This is a genomic window from Corynebacterium sp. MSK204 (assembly GCF_030229885.1).
Classification (GTDB): Bacteria; Actinomycetota; Actinomycetes; order Mycobacteriales; family Mycobacteriaceae; genus Corynebacterium.
In genome coordinates this window covers 1-421 of the sequence record NZ_JASPGQ010000060.1, presented here as the reverse complement: position 1 = coordinate 421, position 421 = coordinate 1, and the positions used below count along the sequence as shown (strand labels likewise).

Here is a 421-nt window from a genome sequence, read left to right as displayed (position 1 = left end):
AATACAACAACGGCGGACCCACCAACCCCGACAACCTCGTCACCCTGTGCCAACACCACCACAACATCAAAACCGACCGCCGCGTCCACTACATCATGGACCCAATAAACGGCACCATCGCCTGGCTACACACCAACGGCACCTACCAAACAGACCACCCCACAGGACCACTGGCCACCACAAACACACACTGGCACTACACCTGGAAACAATTCCTCACACACAAAAGAAACAAACACAACAACAAAAAATAAGAGCCCACTAACCCAGCACCACCACACCACTGCGCCCAAAAGCTGAGTCCATGTTCATCGAAACCAAGAACAAGAGCAGGGAAATATCGAGATGGGGTTGCCCGCAAATCGTGGACACGTAGTTAAGCTGCTTAGGGGTTAAGCAGCGGCCTTCTTATTACCATTTT

General features: G+C 51.5%; 1 pseudogene. It reads left to right on the top strand.

From position 1 onward, the window contains the following. A pseudogene (locus QP908_RS11780) lies at nt 1-254 on the top strand (HNH endonuclease signature motif containing protein); the annotation flags it as partial. Nucleotides 255-421: the final 167 nt, after the last annotated feature.